The sequence below is a fragment of the Mycobacterium zoologicum genome, assembly GCF_020181635.2.
GTDB lineage: Bacteria > Actinomycetota > Actinomycetes > Mycobacteriales > Mycobacteriaceae > Mycobacterium > Mycobacterium zoologicum.
In genome coordinates, this window is the sequence record NZ_JAYJJS010000013.1 from 1 (window position 1) to 22,948 (window position 22,948).

Here is a 22,948-nt window from a genome sequence, read left to right on the forward strand (position 1 = left end):
TTTTTACGTGATGCACCGAGGGTGTTTCGCGGGCACTTCCCGTGATGCTCGTCGGGGACTAGCCAACAGGCGTCCCACAAGGCACAATAGACACATCGGTAACTAGCTAAACAGCAGTATCAGCGCTCTTGAGGTTCCACCAGGTCGTTGGGGAAGACGTCCCTCGTGGATCCGAAGGAGCAACTGATGCGTACGACGAATCAATTCGCCGACGTGACCAGCGGTGTGGTGTACATCCACGCATCGCCTGCTGCGGTGTGCCCACATGTCGAGTGGGCACTGACCTCGACCCTGGGGTCGCGTACGGCGCCGGCGAAGCTCAACTGGACGCCGCAACCGGCCATGCCGGGGCAGCTGCGCGCGATCGTTAACTGGGTCGGCCCGGTGGGTACCGGCGCGCAGTTGGCCAGTGCGCTGCGCTCGTGGTCGGTCCTGCGTTTCGAGGTCACCGAGGACCCCAGCTCCGGGGTGGACGGTCAGCGATTCAGCCACACGCCGCAACTGGGATTGTGGAGCGGGGCGATGAGCGCCAACGGCGACGTGATGGTGGGCGAGATGCGGCTTCGAACCATGCTGGCCGCCGGCGCCGACGCGCTGGCCGCGGAGCTGGAGACGGTGTTGGGCAGTGCCTGGGACGAGGCGCTGGAGCCCTACCGCGGCGGCGGCGACGGCGCGGAGGTGTCCTGGCTCAGCCGCGGTGTGGGCTGAGTTTCTCCCGCGAGCGTGCACAAACGTCCGGCAAACCCGCAGGTTGAGGTGGACCTTTCTGCACGGTCGCGGGCTATTGCGGCCGCAGTATCCGCAGCGCGCCCGGCACCGCTGACACCGTGACCGGCAGCGGGGCGACGTAGTCCCCATCGGCGTAGGCGTTGATTCCGGGGCATTCCACTCGAATCGTGTTGGCCCGCCGGGTGCTCACCTCGTCGAGATTCACATGCGTGCCCTTGAACACGGTGGGGAACAGCCGGATCAGCTTGGTGCGTGAACCCGAGTGCACCATCGTCACGTCGAGCAGGCCGTCGGCGTGATCGGCGCCTGGGCAGATCAGCATGCCGCCGCCGTAGCTGCGGGTGTTGCCGAACGCCGCCAGCGTCAGTTCGATGTCCAGCGGTGCGTCGTCGTCGAAGGTCAGCCGGAATGGCAGCAGGCGCAGCTTGGACATCTCGGCCACCATCGCCACGTTGTAACGCATCCGGCCGTGCGGCCAGCGCATCCGGTTGACCCGGTCGCTCACCAGTGAGTCGAAACCGGCCGCCATCACCGTGCCGAACCAACTCACCGCGCCGTCATCGCCGACGATCCGGCCCAGATCGACTGTCTCGCTCCAGCCCTCGGCAATGACATCGGCGGCCGCTTCGGGATCGCCGGTGGGCAAACCGTATTCGCGGGCGTGGTCGTTGCCGGTGCCGGCCGGGATGATGCCCAGCGGCACATCGCCCTGCGCCAGGGACTGCAGCGCCAGCGAGATGACACCGTCGCCGCCGGCCACCACCACGGCGTCGGTCCCGGCCGCCAGCGCCTCGTCCAGAAGCCGGCGTGCGTGCTGCGGGTCTGCGCCGACGATGTGGTGCACGTTCACGCCGCGCTGCTGGAAGCGCGTGATGGCCCGCTCGGCCGCGTGCCGGGCATTGCCGTGTCCGGCAGCCGGGTTGGTCAGCAAGGTGATGTGGCCGATCGTCATGGGATCAGTTTGCCGGGGTTGAGGATTCCCGCCGGGTCCAGCGTGGCCTTCACCGCGCGCAACACCTGCACACCCAGCTCGCCCACCTCGTCGCGCATCCAGGGCCGGTGGTCGGCGCCGACGGCGTGGTGGTGGGTGATGGTTCCGCCGGTGCGCATGATCGCTTCGCTGGCAGCGGTTTTCGCGGCCCGCCACTGCTCGATCGGATTACCGCGCTGCCCGGCCACGACGGTGAAATACAGCGACGCGCCGGTCGGATAGACGTGCGAGATGTGGCACATGACCAACGCCGGGGTGCCGGTGTCTGCCAGCGCAGCGGTCAGGGCTTCGGTGACGGCGGCCTTGAGCGCGGGAACATTCGACCAGTCGGTGGCGGTCTCCAACGTCTCGCAGAGCGCTCCGGCGGCCAGCAGCGAATCGCGCAGGTAGGGCGCGCCGAATCGGCCGTGCTCCCAGGCCCGGGCCGGCTCCTCGCCCAGGGAGGTGCCGCCGTTTGCGGCCAGCAGCGCACGGGTCTCGGCGTGCCGGGCATCGGTGTGCTCGGCGGTGCCCTCGAAGAGCGTGATCGCCAAGCAGCCGCCGGTGATCTGTTGCTCGCCGATCTGCTCGGTGCTGGCCAGGTTGACCCCCGTCTCGGCTTCGTCGGAGAGCCGCACGACGGTCGCTCCGGTGCCGGTCTGGGTGATCGCGCGCAGCGCCGCGGCGCCGGTGGTGAAGTCCGGGAACGACCACGCCTCATAGCGGGTGGTCGCCGGAACCGGATGCACCCGGACCCGCACCCGGGTGATGATCCCGAACAGTCCCTCCGAACCGAGCAGCAGCTGACGCAGGTCCGGACCGGCCGCCGAGCCGGGAGCGCGGCCCACGTCCAGCACGCCGGCCGGAGTGATCGCCCGCAGGCCCCGGACCATGTCGTCGAACCGGCCGTAACCCGCCGAGTCTTGACCGGACGACCGGGTGGCGGCGAACCCGCCGATGGTGGCGAACTGGAAGCTCTGGGGGAAATGGCCGAGGGAGAAGCCGCGCTCACCGAGCAGGCGTTCGGCCTCCGGGCCGGTGACCCCGGCGCCGAGTTCGGCTTCGCCGGAGACCTCGTCGAGGCTGTGCAGTTCATCGAACCGGCGCAGGTCGAGTGAGATCACGGCTTCGAAGTCGCCGCGGATCGGGTCGAGCCCGCCCACCACGCTGGTGCCCCCGCCGAACGGGACCACCGCGATTCCGTGCCGGCTGCAGTAGTCCAGGATCGCCGCGACCTCGTCGTCGGTGCCGGGCAGCAGCACCGCATCGGGCGCATCCTGGACGCCGGAACCATTGCGGCGCAACAGGTCCAGGGTCGACTTGCCTCCGGCCCGCAATAGCCGGCCGTGGTCGTCGGCCCGGCAGCACTGCTCGCCGACGATGCCCGCCAAAGCTTGTCGGTGCGGCTCGGCCAGCGACGAGGGCCGCAACCGGACCTGGCCTGGATCGGGTTCGGCGGCCGCGGTGCCGTCGACGCCGAGCGCGGCCTTGAGCAGACTGCGAATGCCGTCGGACAGCGGTTTGGCCGCCGCGGGGTCACCCCAGGCGTTCCACTTCATCGGGGGGGTCAGGTCATCCTGAGCGTCGGGCCGTGTCATGCGTTACAGTATTACATATGTTGTCAATCAGTAATGACGAGCAAGTCGACGTCGGGGAGCGGATCCTCGACGCCGCCGCGAGCTGTCTGCTCGCTTTGGGCGTCGAGCGGGTGACGCTGGCGGCTATCGCGCGCCGCGCCAGGGTCAGTCGTCCCACGGTGTACCGGCGATGGCCCGACAGTCAGTCGGTGATCGCCGCGCTGCTCACCGCCCGGATCACCGCCGCCTGGACGGAGCTGGCGCAACCGGGAACCGGGCGCGAGGCGCTGGTGAGGCGGATCGTGGCGGTGGCGGCGCGGCTGCGCCGTGACGAAGTGGTGATGCAGGTGCTGCATCACGCACCCGATTTGGCGATGGTCTACATCGCCGAGCGGATGGGCGCCAGCCAACGGCGGCTGATCGACCTGGTCTCCGCCGAGCTCGCCGCTGCCCAGGGCGGCGGCGGAGTGCGGCCGGGCGATCCGCGTCAACTCGCCGCGATGTGCCTGTTGACCACCCAGTCGGCGATCCAGTCGGCGCAGGTCGTCGCGCCGATCCTGGACGAGGACGCGCTCTCGGACGAACTGGCCTACGCACTGAACAGGTACCTGTCGTGATGCCCGACGGCACCGCTCTCAATGCCGCCCGCCGCACAGCCGATCTGACGGCTTTGGCGGAGCGCCCGGTTGTTGATGTCGTGGTGATCGGCGGGGGCATCACCGGCGCCGGCATCGCCCTGGACGCCGCCACCCGCGGCCTGCGTACCGTGCTGGTCGAGAAACACGACCTGGCATTCGGCACCAGCAGGTGGAGCTCCAAGCTTGTGCACGGCGGACTGCGGTACCTGGCCACCGGCAACGTGGGCATCGCGCGGCGCAGTGCCATCGAACGCGGGATCCTGATGACCCGCAACGCGCCTCACCTGGTACGGGCCATGCCTCAGCTGGTGCCGCTGCTCGGCTCCATGCCCCGGCGAGACCGGGCGCTGGTGCGCACCGGGTTCCTGGCCGGAGATGCGCTGCGCAGGTTGGCCGGCACGCCGGCCGCGGTGCTGCCGCGGTCGCGGCGGATCTCCTACGACGAGGCCATCGGGCTGGCGCCGACGGTGCGCCGGGACGGCCTCGACGGCGGGTTGCTGGCCTATGACGGCCAACTGATCGATGACGCCCGACTGGTCGCGGCGGTGGCCCGGACCGCCGCCCAGCACGGCGCGCGGATTCTCACCTATGTTGCGGCGTCACACGCCACCGGTGAATCGGTGCGGCTGACCGACCAGGTCTCCGGCCAGTCCTTCGACGTCGCCGCGCGTGCCGTGATCAACGCGGCCGGGGTGTGGGCCGCCGACCTCGACCCGGCGCTGCGGTTGCGGCCGAGCCGGGGCACCCACCTGGTGTTCGACGCAGCGGCGTTCGGCAACCCGACCGCCGCGCTGACGGTGCCGATACCTGGCGAGCTCAACCGGTTCGTGTTCGCCATGCCCGAACAGCTCGGCCGGGTCTACCTGGGGCTCACCGACGAAGAGGCGCCCGGCCCGATTCCCGATGTACCGCAGCCGACTTCGACGGAAATCGCGTTCCTGCTCGATACGGTCAACACCGCGTTGGAGACCGCGCTGAGCGTCGCCGATGTCCGCGGCTCCTACGCCGGCCTGCGCCCGTTGATCGACACCGGGGAGGGCCGCACCGCCGACGTCTCACGCAACCACGCCGTTGTCGAATCCGACTCCGGAGTGCTCAGCGTGATCGGGGGCAAGCTGACCGAATACCGGCACATGGCCGAAGACGTGTTGGATCGGGCTGTGCGCTTACGGGGCCTGAGCGCCGCGCCATGCCGGACCCGCGACCTGCCACTGGTCGGTGCGCCGGGCAACCCGGGAGTCTCCGAATCCCCGGCCCGCGCACTGCCCGAATCGCTGGTGGCGCGCTTCGGGGCGGAGGCGGCCAACGTGGTCGCGACGGCCACCTGCGCGCGGCCGGAAGAACCGGTGACCGAGGGCATCGACGTGATCCGCGCGGAGTTCGAATACGCCGTCAGCCACGAGGGTGCGCTGACCGTCGAGGACATCGTCGACCGCCGGACCCGCATCGGCCTGGTGCCCGCCGACCGGGAGCGGGGCATCGAGGCGGCGCGGGAGTTTGTCGCGACCACCCGGTGAGTCGAGCCCAGACGAAACTGATCCGTATCGTCTAAACTGGCGCGTTATGGGAGCCGAGTCGCCCGCATCGCGACCGAGCCGCAGTCGGGGCCGTCTCGACCGGTCTCGTGACCCCGCGATTCTCGACGCGGCGTTGCAGGGCGTGGCCGCGGTTGGGTACGACCGCTTGACCATGGACGACATCGTGGCTCGCGCCGGCGTCGGCAAGGCAGCGATATACCGGCGTTGGCCGTCCAAGGCCGTCGTGGTGGCCGATGCAATAGCGCACTGGCGGCGGCGACAGGGGCCGGTCGATCCGCCCGATACGGGGAGCCTTCGTGGCGACATCGAGGCTCTGGTCGACATGTCGCCGGAATTCGACGAATACGGCATGGGAACAATGCAAGTCATTGTGGGTGTGGCGACCGCTGCGATGCACGATCCGGTGCTCGCAGCTGCCCTGGACGATTTGGTACTGGACCCGCCGCGTCACGTGCTCCGGGTGTTGCTTGACCACGCGCTGGCGCGCGGCGAGATCCCAGCCGGGCGCGACATGAGTCTGATCCCCGACGTCGCGTTGAGTCTCAACGTGCTGCGCGTGATGACCGGTCGGCCAGTCGACCGGGTCTTTATCCGCCGGGTGCTGCAGGACGTCATCCTGCCGCTGGTCGGCTCCCCGGACTGATCGGTTGCGTGTCTCGCCAGAGCGTGCCAGTCTGGCCTAACGAAACTGATTAGTTCCGCCTGTGGTGGAGGTGGCGATGAACGACGTCCCGGTTCCGGTACTGATCGTCGGTGCCGGCGCGGCCGGCCTGACCGCCTCAGCGTTGTTGACCAAACATGGCGTGCGGTCGCTGGTGGTCGAGAGGCGCAGGGAGGTCTTCATCTACCCGAAAGCCCGCAATCTGAGCTTCCGGAGTCTGGAGATCCTGCGCGGGCTGGGACTCGCCGAACAGGTCCACGCGGTCGCCGATGGCATGTCAGGCATGCTCACCAAGACCTCGCTCAGCAGTGCGGAGACGAGGCAGGCCTTCGACGTCGACGCGATCTTCGCGCCGTTCGATGGCCTGAGCCCCGAGCCGTCCGCGCAGTACTGTCCGCAGAGCGCGCTGGAGCCGATGCTGCTGGAGTACAGCCGCGGACACCGCAACCGGATTCGCTATGGGACCGAGCTCAGTTCGTTCGAGCAGGATGAAACCGGCGTCACCGCAGTGATTCGTGACCGGGATTCGGGTGCTCGCGACACTGTGCGCGCTGAGTATCTGATTGCTGCCGACGGCGTGCACAGCCCAATCCGCGACACCCTTGGCGTGCCGACGTCGGGACACGGGGCGTTGCCGATCTACGTCGTCTTCATCTACTTCCGGGGGCCCTGGCGACAATTCGTCCCACAACTCGGTGACGGTGACGCCATCCACGTCGAAAACGACTGCGTGAAAGGTATTTTCCTGCCGGTGCGCGACGACTTCGGCATGCTGGCCACCACCTACCTGCCCGGGCAGGGCGAGTCCGCGGAGCAGTTCACCGCCGACCGCTGCCGCGAGATGCTCCGCGCGGCGATCGGTGAGCCCATCGACGTCGAGATTTTCGCGGCCACGCCGTGGCAGCCATACGAGCGTGTCGCGGACCGGCTCCGCTGCGGCAGGGTGTTTCTCGTCGGCGATTCGGCTCACGCCATGCCCCCGTTCAAGGCCGGCGGTGCCAACTGCGCCATCCAGAGTGCGCACAATCTGGCCTGGAAGTTGGCGGCGGTGCTGAACGGCATGGCCGCTCCCGAGCTACTGGACACCTACCAGGCCGAGCGGCACCCGATCGGGCGATTCAGCGCACGCCAGTCGCTCACGGGGCCGTCGGTGCACCTGCTATGGCGAGACGACACCGATCCGAGACTTCCCGCCGACGAGGAGGCGCCGATGTTCGATCTGCTCATTGGTCATCGATACCGTTCGGCCGCAGTGCTTTCCGGCGATCCGGTTCCGACGGATCCCGACGCCGTGTCGCTGGTGAAGGAATTGCGCGGCCAACCCGGCACCCGGGTCCCGCACGTGTGGCTGCAACACGGGGGGCAACGGGTTTCGACTCTTGACCTACTCGGGCCGGGTTTCACGGTGCTGACCGGTCGTGACGGTGGACTGTGGCGGGTCGCGGTGTCGCACGCATCGGAGGCGCTGGGAGTCCCACTGGATTCGCATCGGATCACCGACGAGCAGTGGGCGGGTGCCACCGGGCTGGCACCAGACGGCGCGTTGCTGATCCGCCCGGATGACTTCGTGGGCTGGCGCGCCGAGACATTGCCGGCCGACCCCGGCGTCGAGTTGCAGCGGGCGCTGACCGCGGTCCTCGGTGGTGGCCGCGCTCCTACAGGTAGCGGCGGACCCGGCTGCGGTACTCGGCGTATTCGCGGCCGTAGTGCTCCCGCATGAAGGTTTCCTCCCGCAGCACCTGGCGGTTGAACAGCCACACCGCGGCGAGCAGGTAGATCAGCGGGATCCAGCTCGGAAACACCAGAAACTGGCCGAGCAGCAGCAGTCCGAATCCGACATAGATGGGGTTGCGGCTGATCGAGAACACGCCCGAGGTCACGAGCTTGTCCGGGCGATCGGTGTCGATGCCGACGCGGAAGCTACTGCCGAAGGCGACCAGGGTCAGCACGACCAGCAGCAGGCCGGCGAAACTGCACGCGACCCCGGCCCACGAGATCGCGTCGGAGCGTCAGAACCGCCCCGAGCCGACCAGCGGCCAACCGCGTGCCTAACCTCTCAGGTCAGTACAGCTAGCCGGCACCCGCGGTCGTGAGCGTGCGCAGTCGTACGCCGTGACCGGCGTGTTGCCGGGCAGACACGCACGCTCGCCGGAAATGACGGCTACAGCGGGATGTTCTTGTGGCGACCGCGGCGAGCGGGGGCCTCGGCCAGCGCCTGGGTGATCTTGCCGCGGGTGTGCGCAGGGTCGATCTTCTCGTCGACGACGCCGATGTCGATGGCGCTGTCCACGCCGCCGGCGATCCGCTCGTGCTCAGCCGCCAGCTCCTCATGCAGCGCGTCGCGCTCGTGATCGGGAGCGGCAGCCAGCTTCTTCTTGTGCAGGATGCCGACTGCGGCCTTGGCGCCCATGACCGCGACCTCGGCGTCCGGCCAGGCGAACACCTTGGTGGCGCCCAGCGAGCGGGAGTTCATCGCGATGTAGGCCCCGCCGTAGGTCTTGCGGGTGACCAGCGTGACCCGCGGAACGGTGGCCTCGCCGAACGCGTGCAGCAGCTTCGCGCCGCGGCGCACCACGCCGCCCCATTCCTGGCCGACGCCCGGCAGGTAGCCCGGCACGTCCACGATCACGATCAGCGGAATCCCGAAGGAGTCGCAGAGCCGCACGAAACGTGCTGACTTCTCGGCACTTTCGGAATTCAGGCAGCCACCGAGCCGCAGCGGGTTGTTGGCCAGCACACCGACGGTGCGCCCGGACAGGCGGCCCAGCCCGACCACCATCGACGGTGCCCACTTGCCCTGCAGTTCGTCAAAGGGAGCGTCGTCGTCGAGCAGCGCGGTCACCAGCGGGTGCACGTCGTAGGCACGCCGGGCCGACTCCGGCAGCAGCGCGTGCAGGTCGACCTCGCCGGCCTCGGCCTTGCTGCGGTCGAAATGGCCCTGCTGGCAGAACAATCCGACCAGGCGGCGGCCCCGCTCGTAGGCGTCGAGCTCGTCGTCGGCGACGATGTGGCACACGCCGGACTTCTTGTGGTGGGTGTCGGGGCCACCGAGCGCGGCCATGTCGACGTCCTCACCGGTGACGCTGCGGACCACGTCCGGGCCGGTCACGAAGACCCGTCCCTCCGGCGCCATCACGATGACGTCGGTCAGTGCCGGGCCGTAGGCCGCGCCGCCTGCGGCGAAACCGACCACCACCGAGATCTGGGGGACGAAACCGGAGGCGCGGATCATCGCCTCGAAGACCCGTCCGACCGCATGCAGTGCGCGCACGCCCTCGGCCAGCCGGGCGCCGCCGGAGTGCCACAGGCCCACGATCGGGCTCTGCTCGGCGATCGCGGTGTCGTAGGCGTTGACGATGTGGTCGCAGCCGTCGATGCCCATCGCGCCGCCCATGACGGTGCCGTCGGTGCAGAACGCGATGGTGCGCACGCCGTTGACGGTGCCGCCTGCGGCCAGCACGCCGGAGCGGTCACGCTCATGCAGCAGCTCCACGGTGCCGTCGTCGAAGAACGTCGACAGGCGCAGCAGGGGGTCACGCGGGTCGAGTGATTCGCCCACTGTCTCGGGAGCCATGGTCGTCATCGCGCCTCTCCTTGGTCTAGTACCGGCCGAAGACGAGCGCGACATTGTGCCCGCCGAATCCGAACGAATTGTTGATCGCGTACTGGTAGTTGCCCGGGCGTGGCGCATCGGCCACCACATCCAGGTCGATCTCGGGATCGATGTTCTTCAGGTTGAGCGTCGCCGGGATCACCTGGTCGCGCAGGGCCATCACGGTCAGGATCGACTCCACCGCACCGACCGCGCCCACCGAGTGGCCCAATGCGCTCTTGGGGGCGTACACCGCGGCGTCGCCGCCGTGCTTGCCCAGGGCGCGGTTGATGGCGTGGCCTTCGGCCACGTCGCCCACCGAGGTGCCGGTGGCGTGGGCGTTGACGTGGTCGATGTCGCCGGGTTGCAGACCGGCGACCTGGATCGCCCGCGACATCGCCCGGCCGGCACTCTCGCCGTCGGGATCCGGCGCCACGATGTGGTAGCCGTCGGAGGTGATCGACGCGCCCATGATGCGCGCGATGATGTTGGCGCCGCGCGCCTTGGCGTGCTCCTCGGTCTCGATCACCATCAGCGCGGCCGCCTCGCCGAACACGAAGCCGTTGCGGTCCCGGTCGAAGGGGCGGCAGGCGCCCGCCGGGTCATCGTTGGTGTTGGACAGCACGATGCGCATCTGGGCGAATCCGGCGATCGGCACCGCCTCGATGCGGGTCTCCACGCCACCGCAGATCGCGATGTCGGCCTCACCGAGCACGATCTGCTGCCAGGCATGAGCGATGCCCTCCGAGCCGGACGCGCACGCCGAGATCGGGGTGATCACACCGGCTTTGGCCTTGCGGTCCAGTCCGATGGTGGCGGCGGCACCGTTGGGCATGTACTTCTGCACGGTCAGCGGTGAGACGGCGCGGAAGCCGCGTTCGCGCATTGCGTCGTAGGCGTAGACCAGCTCCTCGGTGGAGCCCAGCCCGGTACCCACCGACACCAGCAGGCGCCGCGGGTCTACTTCCGGCGAACCGGTGTTCTCCCAGGCCCGTCGACTCAGGGTCAGTGCCATCTTCTGCAGATAGGACAGCCGCCGCAGTTCGGTGCGGGACAAGCCCTCGTCGAAGCGGTCCGGTGTCTCCACCAGGTGACCCCCGATGCGTACCGGCAGGTCGTATTTGGTGATGAAGTCGTCGGTGAGCGTACGAATGCCGCTCTGGCCGTCGAGCAGACCTTTCCAGGTGTTCTCTGCATCGGCGGCCAGAGCGGTCGTCATGGCAAAACCGGTGACGACGACGTTGGGTAAACCGTTGCCTGTAGCCAGTGTTGACATGGGTGTTGCGGAATCCTTCCCCCGTCGGAGAGTGTCAGTACCGCCCGAAGGCGAGCGCGACGTTGTGTCCTCCGAACCCGAATGAGTTGTTGATCGCGTACTGATATTCGCCGTAGCGGGGGGCACCTGCGACCACGTCCAGGTTGATCTCCTCGTCCGGCGTCTCGTAGTTGAGCGTCGGCGGGATGACGCCGTCGCGCAGCGTGAGCACCGTCAGCACCGACTCCAGCGCACCGACCGCTCCGATGGAGTGGCCGAGCGCCGACTTGGGTGCGTACACCGCGGCGTGCTCACATCCGGCTTCCCGGATCGCGTTCGCCTCGGCGGTGTCACCGATCGGGGTGGCGGTGCCGTGGGCGTTGATGTGGTCGATGTCCTTGGCGGAGATGCCCGCCAGCTCCATCGACCGCTTCATGGCCTGACCGGCCCGCTGGCCGTCGGGACCGGGAGCCACCATATGGAAGGCGTCGGAAGTGATTCCGGCACCCATCAATCGGGCCAGCGGCTTGGCGCCGCGGGCCTTGGCGTGTTCTTCGGTCTCGATGATCATCATCGCGCCGGCCTCGCCGAACACGAAGCCGTCCCGGGCCTTGTCGAAGGGCCGTGACGCCTTCTCGGGCTCGTCGTTGCGGGTCGACATCGCGCGCATCATCGAGAACGCCGCGATCGGCAGCGCCTCGATCATGCCCTCCACGCCGCCACAGACGACCATGTCGGCGTCACCCATCACGATGTGACGCCAGGCGTGCGCGATGGCCTCCGAACCCGACGAACAGGCCGAGACCGGGGTGATGACCCCGGCGCGAGCCCCGAGCGCCAGACCGGCGACCGCAGCGGCGCCGTTGGGCATGACCATCTGCACGGCCAGCGGCGACACCTTGCGGGGGCCGCCCTCGTTCATCAGGTCGTAGGTCTCGACGATCTTCTCGCCGCCGCCCAATCCGGTGCCGATGACGACCGCGAGCCGGTCCTTGTCGACGTCCGGCGTGCCGGCGTTGGACCAGAGCCGCTCGCTGAGCAACTTGGACATCCGCTGGACGTAGGACATGCGGCGCATGTCCAGTCGGCCCATGTGGTCGTCGACCGGGTCCTTGAGCTGACCGCCGATCTTGACCGGCAGCTCCCATTTCTCGGTGAAATCACCGGTGAGGGTACGGATACCGCTCTCGCCGGCCAGCAGACCCTTCCACGTGCCGTCGATATCCGCAGCGATCGATGTTGTTGCCTCAACGGCGGTTACCACCACAGAGGGGTAACCGCCGTTGGCCGTAGAAGGCTTGGACACTTAGCTCTCCGAACCGAACTTCTCGCGCAGCGCGGCGGCGGCTTCGGGGTTCTCGGCCTCGAGCTTCTGGATGTAGCCGACCACGTCACCGACGGTGCGCAGACCCGCGAGGTCCTCGTCGGGGATCTTCACGCCGTACTTGTCCTCGGTCTGCACGGCGATCTCCACCATCGACAGCGAGTCGATGTCCAGGTCGTCGACGAACGACTTCTCGACGGTGACCTCGCTCGGCTCGATCCCGGTCACCTCTTCGATGATCTCGGCGAGACCGGCGATGATTTCATCCTGACTTGCAGGCACTGTGTTTCCCTTCGTTGGATCCGCACGGGGTGTGCGGGGTGATTACTGCGTATCTGGTTGTGCAGGTTGGAGCGGGCGCTAAAACTCGGGGAGCCCGTCCAGATCTGCGGGGGACTTGACGGCGTGCGTCGGGGTCCCCCGAAGTTCGCGTTTGGCGATGCCCGCCAGCGTGCCCGCGGGCGGGAACTCCACGATCGCGGTGACCTCGCGCGCGCGGAGCGTGTCGCTGCACAGGTCCCAGCGCACCGGCTGGGTCAGCTGTGCGACGAGCTGTTCCATCGCGGCGGCCGCCGACGTGACCGGCTGTCCGTCGCGGTTGGACAGCAGGGTCGCGGTGGGCTCGTTCGTGGTGACCCGCGCCGCCGCGGCGGAGTAGGCCTCCAGGGCCGGGGCCATGTATTGGGTGTGGAATGCGCCGGCCGTGGCCAGCTTGCGAACCCGGGCCTTCTCGGGCGCGTCTTCGGCGAGCTTGTCCAGCGCGGTCAGTGGGCCGGCGGCGACGATCTGGCCGGCGGCGTTGCGGTTGGCCGGGATCAGGTCGAGCTGCTCCAGGCGCGCCAGCACCTCGGCCTCGTCGCCGCCGAGCACCGCGGCCATGCCGGTCGGCTCGAGGGCGCAGGCCTTGGCCATCTCGCGGCCGCGGGTGGCGGCCAGCATGACGGCGTCGTCGGGGGAGATCACGCCAGCGATGGCGTAGGCGGCGATCTCGCCGACCGAGTGGCCGGCCACGATCACGTCCTGGCTGAGCGGGCCGCTGCGGCGTTCGGACAGCGCGGCGTAGGCCAGCAGCGTCGCCGCCACCACCAGCGGCTGGGTGACCGCGGTGTCGGTGATCTCTTCGGCGGTTGCCGTGGTGCCCAGCGCGACCAGGTCCAGGCCGCTGATGTCCGACCAGGCGGTCAGCTGGGCGCGGGCTTCACCGGCATCCGGGCCCTCGAGCCACGGCGACAGCATGCCGGGGGTCTGGGATCCCTGTCCGGGAGCGAGCAACGCAATCACATCATTAAGAGAACATTGTGAAGCGCGTTTTGCAGGATGTCCTAGATTATGAACATTGTCTTATGTTTTTGTGGAGACTCTACAAATGGGGCATCCGATGCGACGTGTTTGATACCGTCCCGCGACAACTTGCCCGCTGACCGGAGTCCCGGCCGGTGGTGTCGGCGGTGGTCAGCGGTGTATCGGCCGTCATCGGTTACCGGACCTTACCCGGGGCCTGAACCGGCCACCTGCGGCATCTCGTGCGCCGCATCGACACCGCCGAAGCTGGCCCGCTGGGCCTGGTTGGCCAGCCGTCCCACTGTGGAGGCGACCCGGAGCACGTAGGCGTCGCGCGGCTGGGTGGGGTCCCGGCCGGTGAAGTCGGCTATCCGCTTGAGGCGATAGCGCACGGTGTTTGGATGAACGAACAAGGCGCGGGCGCAGGCCTCGATGGCGCCGCCACAGTCGAGATAGGCCTCCAGAGTCTCGGTGAGTGCGGGTCCGGCCTCGGCCAGCGGTCGCATCACGTCGGTGTGCAGGGCCGCGATCGCCGAGGCGTCGCCGATGAGGGCCCGCTCCGGGAGGAGTTCGCGAGCCAGCACCGGCCGGGGCGCCCCGGTCCAGCCGGTGACGGCGTTCATGCCGGAGATCGCCTCGCTGGCGCTGTGGTAGGCCCCGGTCAGGGTCGGTGCGGTCGGGCCGATCACCACCGGCCCGTCGGAGAACGCCCCGAGCAGGTCGGCGAAGAACTTCTGGGTCGGCGAAAGCGGGCCGGACACGATCGCCACCAGCCAGGTGCCGTGTACATCGGTCAGTGCGGCGCGGCCGTGCCGTTCGGCGACGTCGCGCAGATCCTGGCTAGCCTTCTCGCCGGAGATGGGGGCACCTCCCGCTTGCGGGGGAGTATCGGGGCCGTGCGGCGCGGTGCCGACCACGACGGTGGCGGGCGCGGTGGTGTCCCAGTTCAGCGCGGCCGCCCGGCTCAGCAGTTCCGGTCCGGTGTCGCCGCGGACCACGGCGTCGACGACGCTGGCCTCCATCCGGGAATCCCAGGTGCCCCGGGCCTCGGCGGCGTCGGCGTAGGCGGAGGCGGCGGTGAAGGCCAGGTCGCGGCTGTACTTGAGGATGCCCACCGTCAAGGCGGTCACCTGCTCCTCGGAGCGGGCCAGCAGGGGCACGACCTCCTCGAAGAACTCCATCGTGACCCGCACCATGTCCACGGTGTGGCGCAGCGCGATGTGCCGGGTCAGTTCCTGGGGCACCAGCTCGAACGCCTGCGCCGTGTGGCTGACGTTGCCGTGCGGGTCCTGCATCCACTCGGCGAAGTTGACCACCGCGGCCTGCACCACCAGGGCGACACTGGCCCGCTGGGACGCCTGCAGGTCGGCGAAGAACGGCAGCCGGTCGCCCATCATCGACACCGCCTCGGTGGCCAGCCGGCCCGAATAATGCTTCAGCCTGCGCAGCAGGGTGTCCGGGACGGTACTGAGCAGGTCCAAGGTGGACCGCGGCAGGTTCGGGCCGTCCGGGTTGGCCGAAACGACGTTGTCAACCATCCCTAAAAGCTACGCCTGTTTTGTGGACAGTCCCCACAACCCGTCGAGGGTTGCCTCAGGCGACCCCCGAATCCGAGGTCTGCTCGGGGGCGGCCAGCACATCGTCGATCGCGTAGCGAGCCGCTGCCGTGGCCGGTGCCGAGGAGTCGATCGTGCCTTCGCGGGCCAGCGCGGCCAGCACCGCCACCACCACCGACTCGGCGTCGGTGTTGAAGTACCGCCGGGCCGCCGGCCGGGTGTCGGAGAAGCCGAACCCGTCGGTGCCCAGGGTTGTGTAGTCGCCGGGCACCCAGGGCCGGATCTGCTCGGGAACCGCGCGCATCCAGTCCGAGACCGCCACCACCGGGCCGGGCGTGGCCGAGAGGGCCTCGGACAAGACCCGAGTCACATACGGCACCGCCGCCGGCTGATCCGGGTGGCGCAACCGTTCGCGTTCGATCGCCACGCCGTCCCGGTTGAGCTCACCCCAGCTGGTCACCGACCACACATCGGCGGCCACGTCCCAGTCGGCGGCCAGCAGGTCTGCGGCCCGCAGTGCCTCGGGCATCGACACGCCCGACGCCAGGATCTGTGCGGTGGCCGACTTCGGCTGCGCGGCCTGTCGGTAGCGGTAGATGCCACGCAGCAGACCTTCGGGGTCGAAGCCCTCCGGTTCGGCGGGCTGGACGTAGGGCTCGTTGTAGATCGTGATGTAGAAGTACACGTTCTCCGGGTCGGCCCCGAACATGCGCGCCAGGCCGCTCTCGATGATGTGGGCGACCTCGTAGGCGAACGCCGGATCGTAGGCGACCACAGCCGGATTGGTGCTGGCCAGCAGCAGCGAATGCCCGTCGGCGTGCTGCAGGCCCTCGCCGGTCAAGGTGGTGCGGCCGGCCGTGGCGCCCAGGACGAAACCGCGCGCCATCTGATCGGCCGCGGCCCACAGCCCGTCGCCGGTGCGCTGGAAGCCGAACATCGAATAGAAGATGTAGATCGGGATCATCGGCTCGTCGTGGGTGGCATAGGAGGTGCCCACTGCGGTGAAGCTGGCCGTCGAACCGGCCTCGTTGATGCCTTCGTGCAGGATGTGGCCGGTTTCGCTCTCCTTGTACGCCAGCATCAGATCAGCATCCACTGAGGTGTAGAGCTGCCCGTTACGGTTGTAGATCTTCAGCGACGGGAACCACGAGTCCATCCCGAATGTACGTGCCTCGTCGGGAATGATCGGGACCAGTCGCGGTCCGATCTCCTTGTCGCGCAACAGTTCTTTGAACACCCGCACGGTCGCCATCGTGGTGGCGACCTCCTGGGTGCCCGAGCCTGCCCTGACCGCCGCATAGACCGACGAGTCCGGTAGGGCCAGCGGTCGGGCCGTGGTGCGACGGTGCGGGACGAAACCGCCGAGCGCAAGGCGACGGTCCAGCAGGTAGCGGATCTCCGGTGCGTCCTCGCCCGGGTGGTAGTACGGCGGCAGGTACGGGTTCTCCTCAAGTTGGGTGTCCGAGACGGGAATTCGCATCTCGTCGCGGAAGTCCTTGAGGTCGGCCAGCCGGAACTTCTTCATCTGGTGGGTGGCGTTGCGGCCGGCGAAGTAGCTGCCCAGGCTGTAGCCCTTGATGGTCTTGGCCAGGATGACCGTCGGCTGGCCCTTGTGCTCGACGGCCGCCCGGTAGGCGGCATGGACCTTGCGGTAGTCGTGCCCGCCGCGCTTGAGGTGCCAGATGTCCTGATCCGACAGATCCTGAACCAGGGCCTTGGTGCGCGGATCGCGACCGAAGAAGTGCTCCCGCACATAGCCGCCGTCGTTGGCCTTGTAGGTCTGGTAGTCGCCGTCGGGGGTGACGTTCATCAGGTTGACCAGGGCACCGTCTCGGTCGGCGTGCAGCAGGGCGTCCCACTCACGGCCCCACACCACCTTGATGACATTCCAGCCCGCCCCGCGGAAGAACGATTCCAGCTCCTGGATGATCTTGCCGTTGCCACGGACCGGGCCGTCGAGTCGCTGCAGGTTGCAGTTGATCACGAAGGTCAGGTTGTCCAGGCCCTCCAGCGCACCGACGTGCAGCAGCCCGCGGCTCTCCGGCTCGTCCATCTCGCCGTCGCCCAAAAAGCACCACACGTGCTGATCGGAGGTGTCCTTGATGCCGCGGTCGTGCAGGTAGTGGTTGAACCGGGCCTGGTAGATGGCGTTCATCGGCCCCAGCCCCATCGACACGGTGGGGAACTCCCAGAAGTCGGGCTTGAGGTGCGGGTGCGGGTAGGACGGCAGACCGCCGCCGGGGTGACTGTGTTCCTGGCGGAAGCCGTCGAGGTCGTGGGTGCTCAGCCGGCCCTCCAGGAACGCCCTGGCGTAGATGCCGGGGGAGGCATGCCCCTGGATGAACACCTGGTCGCCGCCGCCGGGGTGGTCCTTGCCGCGGAAAAAGTGGTTGAACCCGACCTCATAGAGCGTCGACGACGACGCGTAGGTCGAGATGTGCCCTCCCACACCGACGCCGGGCCGCTGCGCGCGGTGCACCATCACCGCGGCGTTCCAGCGGATCCAGCTGCGGTAGCGGCGCTCGGTGTCCTCGTCGCCGGGGAACCACGGCTCCAGCTCGGTGGGAATGGTGTTGACGTAGTCGGTGGAGGTCAGCGCCGGGATCGCGACGCGCTGCTCGCCGGCGCGTTCCAGCAGCCGCAGCATCAGGTAGCGGGCCCGGACCGGTCCCGAACGGGCCAGTAGTGCGTCGAAGGAGTCCAGCCACTCGCCGGTCTCTTCGGGATCGATGTCGGGAAGGTAGGACGCCACGCCCTCCCGGATAACCCGCACCCGGTCGGCTTCGCTTGCGCCGCTTCGTTTTTTGGCCAGATCCTGGCCTGCCGGATCGATAGTCAACGAACTGCTCCTTGGTTTGGAGGTGAACTAGTGCCTCCCGGCTTGTGGCTGGGACAACACCGAACCGATCTCGCCGAACGGTCCCGTCCTTTTTATCCTGCCTCACCGGTGGGCTGATCTCCGACCGTCGTTCACTACCCGGTAACGTCTGTCGAGTGCTGACCGGATGGCGGACCGCCTCGCGCGAGCAGGCGCGGCGACACGGTCGGGTGGGCGCGCTTGCGGTCGGTGGGGCCGCGGCCCTGGCGATGGGTGTCGTCGGGTGTACCAGCATCATCGGTGGCTCCCCGCAGGTGAACGTCTCCGAGGCGCCGGCGTACCGCTCCTCGGTGTCGGCGTCGGAGGTGACGTCGAGCATTCGCGAGACCGAGCGCCAGCATTCGATGACGACCCAGGCAGTACGCGGTGCCTGCGGCAGGTTCGCCTCCAGTAGCAGTGACGCCGTCGAGACGGTGAACAAGTACGTCGAGGCGTTCAACAACGGCGGGGACATCCCCGGTACCGCCGCTCCGGCGATCGAGGCGCTCAACCAGAGTGCCAATGAGGTGACCGGTGCCGTCAACGAGAAGCTGTCGGATGCGCTCAAGGAGGCGTTCGGCACCTACGCCGAAGCCGCCCGCGGTGTGGCGAACGCGATTTCGACCAAGGCGCCCATCTCGATCTACAACGCCCGCAAGGACGAGCTCAACCGGGCCAGGCAGAAGGGGATGGAACTGTGCCGAGCATTCTGATTCGCGCACAACTGACCCGCGGTGCTGTGCAACGATGATGCCCAGCAGAAGACGCGCTGATGATCGAAGGAGGTCACACGGTGGTCGCGGCGGATAGCGCCCCGAGCTTCGCCCGCAAACTGGGCATCGGAAGTAAGCAGTTGGTCCAGGAGTTCGGCTGGGACGAGGACGCTGACGACGACATCCGTGTCGACGTCGAAGAGGCCTGCGGAAGCGAACTGCTCGACGAAGACACCGACGAGGTGGTCGACGTGGTGCTGCTGTGGTGGCGCGACGGTGACGGGGACCTGGTCGACACGTTGATGGACGCGATCACCGCGCTGGCCGACGACGGCGTGATCTGGGTGTTGACACCCAAGACCGGTAAGCCCGGGCACGTACAGCCCGCTGAGATCGCCGAGGCGGCGCCCACGGCCGGCCTGATGCCGACGTCTTCGGTCAACCTGGGGGACTGGAGTGCCAGCCGCCTGGTGCAGCCCAAGTCGCGGGCGGGAAAGCGTTGATGCTCGGCGTCGGCGCCGAAGCTCCTGACTTCACCCTGCGGGATCAGAACCAGCAGCAGGTCACGCTGAGTGCCTTCCGCGGCGACAAGAACGTGCTGCTGGTGTTCTTCCCGTTGGCGTTCACCGGAATCTGCCAGGGCGAGCTGGACCAGTTGCGCGACCACCTGCCCAGCTACGTCAATGACGACAGCGTGGCCGTGGCGATCTCGGTGGGTCCGCCGCCCACCCACAAGATCTGGGCGACCGAGAGCGGGTTCCTGTTCCCGGTGCTGTCCGACTTCTGGCCGCACGGCGCCGTCGCCGAGTCCTACGGGGTGTTCAACTCCGAGACCGGCTTCCCCAACCGCGGCACCTTCGTCATCGACAAGTCCGGGATCATCCGGTTCGCCGAGATGAAGCAGCCCGGCGAGTCGCGCGACCAGCAGCTCTGGCTCGACGCGCTGGCGGCGCTCAAGGGCTAGTCCGCGCCCGGCCACTCCGCCGCGACCGTGCAGAATCGTCCGGTCCCACGTGGGTTTTGGCGGACATTTCCGCACGGTCGCGGAGGGTTGGGAATTTTGGGCGTGGGCGCACGTCCGGGTAACCTGCCCCAGGCAGGGGCGCGTAGCTCAGGGGTAGAGCTCTGGTTTTACACACCAGCGGTCGGCGGTTCGAAACCGTCCGCGCCCACCAGGAAACGGCACTCAGTGTGAGTGATCGTGACCCGCATCCTCTTGCCCCGCCTGGTGGACGTGCGGGTGGCTGTGCACCGTCCCGTCGGCGTGGGTGTGCTCGTGGGTGTGCTCGACCTGGTCGTGATTGTGGTGCGACATATTCATCTCCCTTGTTCGATACTGCGTTGACCTACGGCTGTAGCGGCTCGGTGATGCGGCGGCACCCCGGGGCCCGCGTGCTCGGCATTGAAGACGGCATCGGTGACCAACTGGCAGATGTGCTCGTTCTCCATGCTGTAGAAGACCGTGGTGCCCTCCCGGCGGGTGCGCACCAGCCGCGCCATCCGTAGCTTCGCCAGGTGCTGGGAGACCGAGGGGGCCGGTTTGCCGACGTGCTCGGCGAGCTCGTTGACCGACATCTCCCGGCTGGTCAGGGCCCACAGCACCTGCACCCGGGTGGGGTCGGCCAGCATCCGGAACACTTCGACGATCAGGCCGACCTGGTCGTCGGGGAGACGTTCGGTTGCGCCATTATCTGCATGCATACGCAGATAATAAGTCATGGGGTGGGCGGGGTGTCAACCCCCGGCTCGTGGGTAGTGTCCAGCGGCAGGCCGTCAGCCCAACAGCGGAGGTAACCCATGTCGACGCAGTCCATGCGCCAGCCCATCCATTCCGGGCATCTGACCGTGGGTGCGCTCAAGCGCAACAAGGACAATCCGGTGCTGTTCCTGGGCGACACCACGTTGACCGGCGGCCAGCTCGCCGAGCGCATCAGCCAGTACATCCAGGCATTCGAGTCGCTGGGCGCCGAGACCGTCGGCCTGTTGTCGCTGAACCGTCCCGAGGTGCTGATGATCATCGGCGCCGGCCAGATCCGGGGCTACCGGCGCACCGCACTGCACCCGCTGGGATCGCTCGACGACCATGCCTACGTGCTGACCGACGCCGCCGTCAGCGCGCTGATCATCGACCCCACCCCGGCATTCGTCGAGCGCGCGCTGGGCCTGCTGGAGAAGGTGCCGACCCTGCGGCAGGTGCTGACGATCGGGCCGGTGCCCCCCGAGCTCGAAGGCAAGGCCATCGACCTGGCCGCGCAGGCGGCCCAGTTCGACCCGCAGCCGCTGGTGGCCGCCGACCTGCCGGGCGATCACATCGGCGGCCTCACCTACACCGGAGGCACCACCGGCAAGCCCAAGGGCGTCATCGGCACGGTCTCGTCCATCACCGCGATGACGACGATCCAGCTCGCCGAGTGGGAATGGCCGGAGCACCCGAAGTTCCTGATGTGCACCCCGCTGTCGCACGCGGGCGCGGCGTTCTTCGTGCCGACGGTGGTCAAGGGCGGCCAACTGGTGGTGCTGACCAAGTTCGATCCGGCCGAAGTGCTGCGGGTCATCGAGGAGCAGAAGATCACCGCCACCATGCTGGTTCCCTCGATGATCTACGCGCTGATGGATCATCCGGATTCGCATACCCGCGATCTGTCTTCGCTGGAGACGGTCTACTACGGCGCCTCGGCGATGAACCCCGTCCGGCTCCGGGAGGCCATCGATCGGTTCGGCCCGATCTTCGCCCAGTACTACGGTCAGTCCGAGGCTCCGATGGTGATCACCTACCTGGCCAAGGGCGATCACGACGCGAAGCGACTCACCTCCTGCGGTCGCCCGACGCTGTTCGCCCAGGTGGCGTTGCTCGGCGACGACGGCATGCCGGTCGCCCAGGGTGAGGTCGGCGAGATCTGCGTGGCGGGGCCGCTGGTGTCGGGCGGCTATTGGAAACTGCCGGAGGCCACCGCCGACACCTTCTCCGGCGGCTGGATGCACACCGGCGACTTGGCCCGCGAGGACGAAGACGGCTTCTACTACATCGTGGACCGCACCAAGGACATGATCGTCACCGGCGGCTTCAACGTCTTCCCCCGCGAGGTCGAGGACGTCATCGCCGAGCACCCGTCGGTGGCGCAGGTGTGTGTGATCGGAACCCCCGACGAGAAGTGGGGCGAGGCCGTGACCGCGATCGTGGTGCTGCGTCCGGGTGCCGACGCCGACGACGCCGCGGTGGCCGCGATGACGGCCGAGATCCAGTCCGCGGTCAAGGAACGCAAGGGTTCGGTCCAGTCGCCCAAGCAGGTCATCATCGCCGAATCGGTGCCGGTGACCGCGCTGGGCAAGCCGGACAAGAAGGCGCTGCGTGCCCAGTTCTGGTCCGGCTCAGAACGTTCCGTCGGCTGAGGTCACCCCAGCGCGGCGGCCAGCTGCCGCCACTGCTCCCGCGGGAAGGCATTCGGGTTCTCATCCAGTAGCTGCACGCACACGTGGTCGGCCCCGGCGTCCCGGTGCCCGGCGATCCGGGCGACGACGTCCTGTGGGCTGCCCCAGGCGATGATCGCGTCGAACAACCGATCGCTGACATGCGCGATGTCGTCTTCGGAGAACCCTGAGCGCATCAGGTTGTTGGCGTAGTTGGGCAACCCGAGGTAGGTCTTGAGCCAGCCGGTGCCGATCGCGCGGGCCTGCTCGCGGTCGGCGCACAGGATCGCGGTCTGCTCGGGTGCCAGCAGCGGCCCGGTGCCCAGCTGCTCGCGGGCGTACCGGGTGTGTTCGGGGGTGGTCAGGTAGGGGTGGGCGCCGCGGCTGCGGTCGGCGGCCAGCCGCAGCATCTTCGGGCCGAGTGCGGCCAGCACCCGGGACTGCACCGGAACGGGCTTCTCGGCGGCATCCAGGCCATCGAGGAAGGTGCTCATCGCCCGCAACGGCCGGCGGTACCGCCCGGGATCACCCGCGTCCACCAGCGGGGCATGGCTGACGCCGATCCCCATCAGGAACCGGTCACCGTGCTTGGCGGTCAGCGCCGCGAAAGACGCCGCCACATCGGCCGGGGTGTGCATCCACAGGTTCAGGATGCCGGTGGCGATCACCGTGTTTCGGGTGGCGGCCAGCAGATTGCCGACCGCGTCGAACACCGGCCCGCCCACATCGGGAATCCACAGCGCACTGTAGCCCAGCTCCTCGCACTCGGCGGCCGCGTCGGCGGCTTCGCCCTGGTCGCCGTAGCGCAGCGGCGCGCTCCAGATCCCCACACCCGAGATGTTCACCATG

Annotated in this window: 22 protein-coding genes and 1 tRNA gene; 10 read left to right on the forward strand and 13 right to left on the reverse strand. The window is 68.3% G+C overall.

Annotated features, from left to right (window positions below; all coding sequences use genetic code 11):
- Window positions 1–186: 186 nt before the first annotated feature.
- Window positions 187–708: a DUF3145 domain-containing protein gene (locus K6T84_RS12160; RefSeq protein ID WP_224865341.1), complete on the forward strand. Its 522-nt coding sequence runs from the start codon at window positions 187–189 to the stop codon at window positions 706–708.
- A 73-nt stretch (window positions 709–781) separates the two neighbouring features.
- Here K6T84_RS12160 and K6T84_RS12165 read toward each other — a convergent pair whose 3' ends face one another.
- Together K6T84_RS12165 and K6T84_RS12170 are read right to left on the reverse strand one after the other, a co-directional pair.
- Window positions 782–1,681: a diacylglycerol kinase gene (locus tag K6T84_RS12165; protein WP_225401811.1), complete on the reverse strand. Its 900-nt coding sequence runs from the start codon at window positions 1,679–1,681 to the stop codon at window positions 782–784.
- Window positions 1,678–3,258 (reverse strand): FAD-binding oxidoreductase, encoded by a 1,581-nt coding sequence (locus tag K6T84_RS12170; RefSeq protein WP_329786688.1) that lies wholly within the window; start codon window positions 3,256–3,258, stop codon window positions 1,678–1,680. Before K6T84_RS12170 ends, K6T84_RS12165 begins: the two co-directional genes overlap by 4 nt.
- Before the next feature lie 56 nt (window positions 3,259–3,314).
- On the opposite strand from K6T84_RS12170, the gene K6T84_RS12175 reads away from it, so the two are divergent.
- The 4 genes from K6T84_RS12175 to K6T84_RS12190 all read left to right on the forward strand — a co-directional run bounded on the left by K6T84_RS12175 (window position 3,315) and on the right by K6T84_RS12190 (window position 7,833).
- Complete coding sequence (locus tag K6T84_RS12175; RefSeq protein WP_224865344.1) at window positions 3,315–3,893, forward strand: TetR/AcrR family transcriptional regulator; 579 nt, start codon at window positions 3,315–3,317, stop codon at window positions 3,891–3,893.
- The gene (locus K6T84_RS12180) at window positions 3,890–5,431 is read left to right on the forward strand and encodes a glycerol-3-phosphate dehydrogenase/oxidase (RefSeq protein WP_224865345.1); all 1,542 of its coding nucleotides are present in this window, start codon (window positions 3,890–3,892) and stop codon (window positions 5,429–5,431) included. The genes K6T84_RS12175 and K6T84_RS12180 overlap by 4 nt, the downstream gene beginning before the upstream one ends.
- Before the next feature lie 46 nt (window positions 5,432–5,477).
- Window positions 5,478–6,095: a TetR/AcrR family transcriptional regulator gene (locus K6T84_RS12185; protein WP_224865346.1), complete on the forward strand. Its 618-nt coding sequence runs from the start codon at window positions 5,478–5,480 to the stop codon at window positions 6,093–6,095.
- A gap of 76 nt (window positions 6,096–6,171) precedes the next feature.
- On the forward strand, window positions 6,172–7,833 hold the full coding sequence (locus K6T84_RS12190) for an FAD-dependent monooxygenase (protein WP_225401813.1): 1,662 nt from the start codon (window positions 6,172–6,174) through the stop codon (window positions 7,831–7,833).
- On the opposite strand, the gene K6T84_RS12195 is transcribed toward K6T84_RS12190, so the two are convergent.
- From K6T84_RS12195 to aceE, 8 genes are all read right to left on the reverse strand, one after another.
- Window positions 7,769–8,062 carry a methyltransferase family protein gene (locus tag K6T84_RS12195; RefSeq protein ID WP_255612444.1) on the reverse strand — a complete coding sequence of 98 codons (294 nt, stop codon included), beginning with the start codon at window positions 8,060–8,062 and terminating at the stop codon, window positions 7,769–7,771. The genes K6T84_RS12190 and K6T84_RS12195 overlap by 65 nt on opposite strands.
- A 212-nt stretch (window positions 8,063–8,274) precedes the next feature.
- On the reverse strand, window positions 8,275–9,696 hold the full coding sequence (locus K6T84_RS12200; RefSeq protein ID WP_224865347.1) for an acyl-CoA carboxylase subunit beta: 1,422 nt from the start codon (window positions 9,694–9,696) through the stop codon (window positions 8,275–8,277).
- 16 nt (window positions 9,697–9,712) lie between these two features.
- Window positions 9,713–10,981, reverse strand: a complete 1,269-nt coding sequence (gene kasB, locus K6T84_RS12205; RefSeq protein WP_224865348.1) for a 3-oxoacyl-ACP synthase KasB — start codon at window positions 10,979–10,981, stop codon at window positions 9,713–9,715.
- A 34-nt stretch (window positions 10,982–11,015) separates the two neighbouring features.
- Complete coding sequence (gene kasA, locus K6T84_RS12210; RefSeq protein WP_224865349.1) at window positions 11,016–12,266, reverse strand: 3-oxoacyl-ACP synthase KasA; 1,251 nt, start codon at window positions 12,264–12,266, stop codon at window positions 11,016–11,018.
- Entirely contained in the window at window positions 12,267–12,566 is a 300-nt protein-coding gene (gene acpM, locus K6T84_RS12215) for a meromycolate extension acyl carrier protein AcpM (RefSeq protein WP_224865350.1), read from the reverse strand.
- 78 nt (window positions 12,567–12,644) lie between these two features.
- Entirely contained in the window at window positions 12,645–13,565 is a 921-nt protein-coding gene (locus K6T84_RS12220) for an ACP S-malonyltransferase (RefSeq protein WP_224865351.1), read from the reverse strand.
- A gap of 206 nt (window positions 13,566–13,771) precedes the next feature.
- Window positions 13,772–15,103 (reverse strand): PucR family transcriptional regulator, encoded by a 1,332-nt coding sequence (locus tag K6T84_RS12225; protein ID WP_224865352.1) that lies wholly within the window; start codon window positions 15,101–15,103, stop codon window positions 13,772–13,774.
- 55 nt (window positions 15,104–15,158) lie between these two features.
- A complete protein-coding gene (gene aceE, locus K6T84_RS12230; RefSeq protein WP_225401814.1) occupies window positions 15,159–17,960 on the reverse strand; it encodes a pyruvate dehydrogenase (acetyl-transferring), homodimeric type in 2,802 nt (933 codons plus the stop codon).
- 155 nt (window positions 17,961–18,115) lie between these two features.
- On the opposite strand from aceE, the gene K6T84_RS12235 reads away from it, so the two are divergent.
- From K6T84_RS12235 to K6T84_RS12250, 4 genes are all read left to right on the forward strand, one after another.
- On the forward strand, window positions 18,116–18,691 hold the full coding sequence (locus tag K6T84_RS12235) for an Rv2240c family protein (RefSeq protein WP_224865354.1): 576 nt from the start codon (window positions 18,116–18,118) through the stop codon (window positions 18,689–18,691).
- Between the two features lie 80 nt (window positions 18,692–18,771).
- Window positions 18,772–19,194 (forward strand): DUF3052 domain-containing protein, encoded by a 423-nt coding sequence (locus K6T84_RS12240; protein WP_224865355.1) that lies wholly within the window; start codon window positions 18,772–18,774, stop codon window positions 19,192–19,194.
- A complete protein-coding gene (locus tag K6T84_RS12245; RefSeq protein WP_225401815.1) occupies window positions 19,194–19,655 on the forward strand; it encodes a peroxiredoxin in 462 nt (153 codons plus the stop codon). Before K6T84_RS12240 ends, K6T84_RS12245 begins: the two co-directional genes overlap by 1 nt.
- 136 nt (window positions 19,656–19,791) lie before the next feature.
- Window positions 19,792–19,866: transfer RNA gene (locus tag K6T84_RS12250), tRNA-Val, on the forward strand.
- Between the two features lie 11 nt (window positions 19,867–19,877).
- Here the strand turns inward: K6T84_RS12250 and K6T84_RS12255 are convergent.
- The gene (locus K6T84_RS12255; RefSeq protein WP_255612445.1) at window positions 19,878–20,006 is read right to left on the reverse strand and encodes a hypothetical protein; all 129 of its coding nucleotides are present in this window, start codon (window positions 20,004–20,006) and stop codon (window positions 19,878–19,880) included.
- Between the two features lie 2 nt (window positions 20,007–20,008).
- Complete coding sequence (locus K6T84_RS12260; RefSeq protein ID WP_224865357.1) at window positions 20,009–20,392, reverse strand: ArsR/SmtB family transcription factor; 384 nt, start codon at window positions 20,390–20,392, stop codon at window positions 20,009–20,011.
- A gap of 96 nt (window positions 20,393–20,488) precedes the next feature.
- Between K6T84_RS12260 and fadD8 the strand changes: the two genes are divergently transcribed.
- Window positions 20,489–22,081 carry a fatty-acid--CoA ligase FadD8 gene (gene fadD8 / locus K6T84_RS12265; protein WP_224865358.1) on the forward strand — a complete coding sequence of 531 codons (1,593 nt, stop codon included), beginning with the start codon at window positions 20,489–20,491 and terminating at the stop codon, window positions 22,079–22,081.
- Between the two features lie 2 nt (window positions 22,082–22,083).
- Here the strand turns inward: fadD8 and K6T84_RS12270 are convergent, their stop codons facing one another.
- Window positions 22,084–22,944, reverse strand: coding sequence for an LLM class F420-dependent oxidoreductase (locus K6T84_RS12270; protein ID WP_225399762.1), 861 nt, complete (start codon window positions 22,942–22,944; stop codon window positions 22,084–22,086).
- Window positions 22,945–22,948 lie beyond the last annotated feature (4 nt).

Coding starts and splice junctions, on each gene's coding strand:
- K6T84_RS12160 (WP_224865341.1), top strand. CDS start 187: ATGCGTACGACGAATCAATTCGCCGACGTGACCAGCGGTGTGGTGTAC.
- K6T84_RS12165 (WP_225401811.1), bottom strand. CDS start 1,681: ATGACGATCGGCCACATCACCTTGCTGACCAACCCGGCTGCCGGACAC.
- K6T84_RS12170 (WP_329786688.1), bottom strand. CDS start 3,258: ATGAAGTGGAACGCCTGGGGTGACCCCGCGGCGGCCAAACCGCTGTCC.
- K6T84_RS12175 (WP_224865344.1), top strand. CDS start 3,315: ATGTTGTCAATCAGTAATGACGAGCAAGTCGACGTCGGGGAGCGGATC.
- K6T84_RS12185 (WP_224865346.1), top strand. CDS start 5,478: ATGGGAGCCGAGTCGCCCGCATCGCGACCGAGCCGCAGTCGGGGCCGT.
- K6T84_RS12190 (WP_225401813.1), top strand. CDS start 6,172: ATGAACGACGTCCCGGTTCCGGTACTGATCGTCGGTGCCGGCGCGGCC.
- K6T84_RS12200 (WP_224865347.1), bottom strand. CDS start 9,696: ATGACGACCATGGCTCCCGAGACAGTGGGCGAATCACTCGACCCGCGT.
- kasB (WP_224865348.1), bottom strand. CDS start 10,981: ATGTCAACACTGGCTACAGGCAACGGTTTACCCAACGTCGTCGTCACC.
- K6T84_RS12225 (WP_224865352.1), bottom strand. CDS start 15,103: ATGGTTGACAACGTCGTTTCGGCCAACCCGGACGGCCCGAACCTGCCG.
- K6T84_RS12245 (WP_225401815.1), top strand. CDS start 19,194: ATGCTCGGCGTCGGCGCCGAAGCTCCTGACTTCACCCTGCGGGATCAG.
- K6T84_RS12255 (WP_255612445.1), bottom strand. CDS start 20,006: ATGTCGCACCACAATCACGACCAGGTCGAGCACACCCACGAGCACACC.
- K6T84_RS12260 (WP_224865357.1), bottom strand. CDS start 20,392: ATGCATGCAGATAATGGCGCAACCGAACGTCTCCCCGACGACCAGGTC.
- fadD8 (WP_224865358.1), top strand. CDS start 20,489: ATGTCGACGCAGTCCATGCGCCAGCCCATCCATTCCGGGCATCTGACC.